This window comes from Clostridium sp. CAG:43 (assembly GCF_000434655.1).
GTDB lineage: Bacteria > Bacillota > Clostridia > Lachnospirales > Lachnospiraceae > Otoolea > Otoolea fessa.
On the sequence record NZ_FR895049.1, the window covers coordinates 20568 to 25677 of the forward strand.

The following is a 5110-nucleotide window of genomic DNA, read 5'->3' on the forward strand; positions in this document are numbered from 1 at the left end:
GCGCCAGCTTTTTCGAGCTGCCGCACGCCTGACTCCAAAGATGCGACTCTTTTCAAACTGCCCCACGCCGGACTCCAAAGACGCAGCTTTTACAGCGCCCGCCCAATCGCCTTCTCCACTTCCTTCTTTGAACTAGCGCCGACTTCCTTGCTGAACACTTCCCCATTCCGGAAAATAATCATCGTCGGGATCGACATAACCTTATACTGGACTGCAATATCCGGGTTCTCATCGACATTCAGCTTTCCGATCTTCACTCTTCCCTCATACTCGCCCGCCAGCTGCCCGATCACCGGCGCCATCATCTGGCACGGACCGCACCAGTCTGCATAAAAATCAACCAGTACCGGAATCTCCGATTTCAGTACCTCCTCCTCAAAATTTGCGGTCGTAAACTTCATCTCCATCACTCATTTCCTCCTTTCGTTCTATCCATACAGGCAGTCAACAGAAGTGCCCTGTTTCTCTTTACGACGGCTTCTTTTTACCGCCTCCCAGTGCCTTTGCTGCCTCTTCCATCGATTTTTTCCATTTTAACGCCTGTTTATTCAGTTCCACCTTATCGCTGGTCGCCTGAATGAGTTTCCGTGTAAGCTGCTTTTTAATATCCATTCCTGACTTCTGTCAAACGCTCTGCGCGCCTCGTTACCATTCATGTGAGTCCAGGTTTCTCACAAAAAGCACCGCCGCGCATCCAGCCATCCTTCTTTATATTATAGTAAATATATGCAGCTTTTATTTTCTTTATTCCGGCTCTGCCAGCTCAGATAACCGTTAAATACGGCAAATTCCTGCTACCACCACGTTTTCTTACGGCACTTTCGATTCCAAAAGTGCCTACCCGTGTACAGTAACGATTTTCCTACCGCACTGCCACCAGCTTGCAGATCGGCTTGCCCTGCGCCGAGAACTTTGCCTCGTACTCGGTCATGACGTTGCCCTCTGCCATCTCGCTGTGGTGCAGGTCACGGGTATATTCTGTGATGCGCCAGCCCGCCTCCGGGATAGCTTCCAGGGAATAGGAAAATAAATCCTGGTTGTCCGTCTTGAACTCGACTCTTCCATCCTTCTGGAGAATCTGATCGTACACTGCCATAAATGGCGGCGAGGTCAGTCTCCGTCTCGCATGGCGGTCCTTCGGCCACGGATCCGAAAAATTCAAATAAATCCGCTCTACTTCCCCCGGTCCAAATATCTCTGCCAGTTCTCTGGCATCCTCACATAAGAAATAGATATTGGACAGTTCCATCTGTTCTCTCTTGCGGATCGCCTTTAAAAGAACCGTCGAATATTTCTCAATACCCACAAAATTCACATCCGGGTTGCGGGACGCCTGCTCCAAAATAAACTGACCTTTACCCATACCCACCTCGATGCGGATCGGATGGTCATTTCCAAAAATCTGCTGCCAGGTTCCCTTCTTCTCCTTCGCCCCATGAACCACATGCGGGGTTTCTTCTATCATCTGCTCTGCGCCCGGTATATGGCGTAATCTCATCTTCGTTCCTCCTGCTGTCTACAATCTGCGCCGTCCCGGATGGACTTTCTTCCGTACCGTATCATTCCGTTGAGACGCCCCGGCTTACCCGCCGGATCTATCCTTATCTTACCATTGAAGCCCCCATTTCGCAAGCAAAGGTGCTCTATTTTCACACCATTTTACGATCCCCGCGTTACTGTTCACGCATACGTGCCCAGTAACGGAATTCGCCGTGGCTTCGCATTTAAATACGGCAAATTCCTGCTGCCTCCACGTTTTCTTGCGGCACTTTCGGTTCCAAAAATGCCTGCCCATAAACAGCCTCCACTCTCCTCCATGCCGTCCTTTCTAATCCGTCCGACTTTGTGTCCTTTTCTTACAAATTTCATAACTTTTCCAATTTTTATCATTTTATAGATGAATAATTCAAGCGATTATATTATAATAATTTTAGGACAAAACCAAACATACGGTCACGAAATGACTGCCGTCTTTTCACCCCTTCGCCGGACATTCAAAAGTCAGGATCCGTCCGGGAACAGCCGCCGGCACGCCGGTTTCGGACCTGCATCATATACACAGGAGGATATGCCTATGGGAACAACAGCTAACACAGGTCAGAGCACCTGGGAACAGATCCACGGCGGGGTCCGCGAGACCGAGCGCCTGATCGGACAGAAGAATTATAACCTGGCGATGGTGAAAGCCCGCCAGACCCTTGAATACATGGTCAAATGCCTCTGCGAGCGGTATGGCATTCTGGAAACCGGTCTTCTGGAGATGATCGACGCCCTCTACAGCGCCGGAAAAATCAGCAAGACCACCTGCGAACATTACCACAAGATCCGCACGATCGGCAACAAGGCGATCCATGAGGGAGACAACAGCGCCTACAACGCCAATCAGGCGCATCACCTTCTGTCGCAGGAGGTCTACACCTTCGCAAATGACTACAATGACACAAAAAAATCCACCCGGGCTTCCCGAAGTGCAGCTCCAACCCCCGCTTCTTCCCGCCTTCGCGGGAACAGCCGACATTCCTCTGCCAGCTCTGGAAACGGAAAACCTGCCGGCACACGTTCCGGCAGCTCCGGGGGACGCCGTCCGCGCGCCTATGCAGGCGGTCCGTCTTTTGAATTTCGAAGCATTATTAAACCAGTGCTTCTGATTATTATTATCATCCTGCTGCTTTTGATCATCAAGATGATACGCCCTGCGACGGATGCCAAACCGGATTCTACTGCAGCCGTCAGCACCGAATCGCTGGCTCCAGAAACCGAGGCAGAGACCGTTGCCGCAGAATCGACCGTTTACCGGACCACCGACACAGTCAATGTCCGTCCGGAACCATCCACCGACACCGACAGGATTGGTGTTCTAGCACCAGATACCGATGTGGAATATCTCCGTGATTACGACGAAAAATGGGCGGTAATCAGCTACAACGGACAGGAAGCCTACGTTTCCAGAGACTTTATCCGGCAGGTTTCGCAGTAATCAGCCAAAAAAGGAACCATACATGCAGTGATTCTTCTCCCTGACATACATGGTTCCTTTTCATTTTCTTTGTACAATGGTTCATCACTTTCGCAATTATACTTTCCGCAATGAATCCCTGAATTTACTCAACTCAAATTTTACTTCAAATCCCGAATTTTCTCCGCCAGCGGCACAATCTCCTCCAGCGAATTTAACTCATAGTCCGCCAGACTCCGGTCAAAGGAAAAACGGTTATCGATGAGCGCCGCCACTGTCATTCCCGCGCAGTGCCCCGCCGTGATGCCGACCGTCGAATCCTCAATCACAAGGCACTCCTCCGGCTGCAGGCCCATCTGCTCCGCCGTATAGAGGTAAACCGCCGGATCCGGCTTGCTGCGCTTGAACGTACTCGCACTGATCATCCGCTCCAGACGGGACGCCACGCCATTTTCCTTTAAAATGCGCTCCACCTGCTCAATATTCGTCGCGGATGCGACCGCCAGCCAGAAGCCCTCTGCTTTCAGGCGATCCATCACATCCAGAATCTCCGGGCGGAAGATCGAAAGATAATCAATCGAATTAAAAATGTCCGTCCAGCGCCCCAGATACTCGTCATGCAGCTCCTGCCAGGTCTGACCATTGTGGATCGCCTTCTCCACAACCATCCAGCAATCCTGCTTCGTCGTCCCCACCGTCCCGTGCAGACTCTCCAGAGTCACCTCCGGATTTTTCGTTTTTGCATATTCATACAGATAATTCAGATAAATTCCTTCACTGTCAATGATGACCCCATCCATATCAAAGATGACTGCCTTTATCATATTCGTATCCTCTCTCTTTCTGCTCCAGATTATAACATCTCCCCCCAGTATACAGGAATCCCCCGCCAGCTGGCAAGCCCCTATTCCACCCTCCCGCCATTCTTTCGAAAAATTTATTACTGTTCACGCATCGTGCCCAGTAACGGAATTTGCCGTGGCTTCGCATTTAAATACGGCAAATTCCTGCTGCCACCACGTTTTCTTACGGCACTTTCGGTTTCAAAAGTGCCTACCCGTAAACAGTAACAAAAATTTCACATATTTTTCCATTTCGCGCCTTTTCATGCTTCCCCGAAACTGTTATACTGGATAGCGAAGCGGAAACTTTGACATACAGAGCCGTTTCAAGGAAAATAGAACAAACGACCTCTTTACAAATTTATCACATAAAATGAAAGGCTGCAGCTGTACCACAACCTGACAGCCGCGAAAGGTTTTATATGACACAGAAAAAAACATATTTAAGCTGGCTTCTGGGGCTTATCTGTGCTTTCAGTCTGATGATCGTGTTTCTGATCACCTCGGTGGAAGCCGTCGCCTACTGGACGCCGCATTATTATGAAAATGAATATACCCGCTACCAGGTTGCCGATGATGTCCATATGGAGATGGACGACCTGCTTTACGTGACGGACGAGATGATGGCGTATCTGCGCGGCAGCCGCGACGATCTGAACATTGACACCGTCGTAGACGGGACGCCGCGCGAATTTTTCAACGCCAGGGAGAAGGCGCACATGGCGGATGTCCGCAACCTCTTTCTCGGAGGACTGGCGCTGCGCCGCCTCTGCCTGTTTCTGGCAGCGGCATCGGTTGCACTGCTGGCACTTTTCAAGGTTCCGTTAAAACACCTGCTGCCACGGATGCTCTGCGCCGGAACGGTTTTATTTCTGGGCGTGACCGCCCTGCTTGCCGGGATCATTTCCACTGATTTTACGAAATATTTTATTATTTTCCACAAAATCTTCTTTACCAACGATCTCTGGCAGCTCGATCCGCGGACCGATCTTCTGATCAACATCGTGCCGGAACCATTTTTCATGGACACCGCCGCCCGGATCGGCATCACCTTCTGCCTGATGACCGGCGCCCTGTTTCTTCTCTGCCTTGCATGTATCCTGCGGGAACACCGCAGGGGCAAATCAGAGGCAGAAAATTCCGGAAATTCCGGAGGCGGCAGCTCTCCAGGTAGTTCCAGCCACCCGGCTGCTCCGGATTTGAAGACGAAAATAGCTGGCAGCACAGGCAGCAAGTTGTCCTTGTTTTTAATTGGTACACTTTTGCTGTCCCTGCTCGCCGCCCCGATGCAGGCGCTTGCCTCCACCGACTG

At 50.8% G+C, this 5110-nt stretch carries 6 protein-coding genes; 2 read left to right on the top strand and 4 right to left on the bottom strand.

Going from position 1 to position 5110, the window contains the following annotated elements:
- Window positions 1-89: 89 nt before the first annotated feature.
- The 3 genes from trxA to trmB all read right to left on the bottom strand — a co-directional run bounded on the left by trxA (window position 90) and on the right by trmB (window position 1498).
- Window positions 90-407 carry a thioredoxin gene (gene trxA, locus QVO97_RS04135; RefSeq protein WP_022359131.1) on the bottom strand — a complete coding sequence of 106 codons (318 nt, stop codon included), beginning with the start codon at window positions 405-407 and terminating at the stop codon, window positions 90-92.
- Between the two features lie 61 nt (window positions 408-468).
- The gene (locus QVO97_RS04140; RefSeq protein ID WP_181357206.1) at window positions 469-612 is read right to left on the bottom strand and encodes a hypothetical protein; all 144 of its coding nucleotides are present in this window, start codon (window positions 610-612) and stop codon (window positions 469-471) included.
- A 250-nt stretch (window positions 613-862) separates the two neighbouring features.
- The gene (gene trmB, locus QVO97_RS04145; protein ID WP_022359132.1) at window positions 863-1498 is read right to left on the bottom strand and encodes a tRNA (guanosine(46)-N7)-methyltransferase TrmB; all 636 of its coding nucleotides are present in this window, start codon (window positions 1496-1498) and stop codon (window positions 863-865) included.
- 576 nt (window positions 1499-2074) lie between these two features.
- Between trmB and QVO97_RS04150 the strand changes: the two genes are divergently transcribed.
- Complete coding sequence (locus tag QVO97_RS04150) at window positions 2075-2977, top strand: SH3 domain-containing protein (protein WP_022359134.1); 903 nt, start codon at window positions 2075-2077, stop codon at window positions 2975-2977.
- A 140-nt stretch (window positions 2978-3117) separates the two neighbouring features.
- Here the strand turns inward: QVO97_RS04150 and QVO97_RS04155 are convergent, their stop codons facing one another.
- A complete protein-coding gene (locus QVO97_RS04155; RefSeq protein WP_022359135.1) occupies window positions 3118-3780 on the bottom strand; it encodes an HAD family hydrolase in 663 nt (220 codons plus the stop codon).
- A 440-nt stretch (window positions 3781-4220) separates the two neighbouring features.
- On the opposite strand from QVO97_RS04155, the gene QVO97_RS04160 reads away from it, so the two are divergent.
- On the top strand, window positions 4221-5110 hold an 890-nt coding region (locus tag QVO97_RS04160; protein ID WP_369678380.1), incomplete at its 3' end, for a TIGR01906 family membrane protein.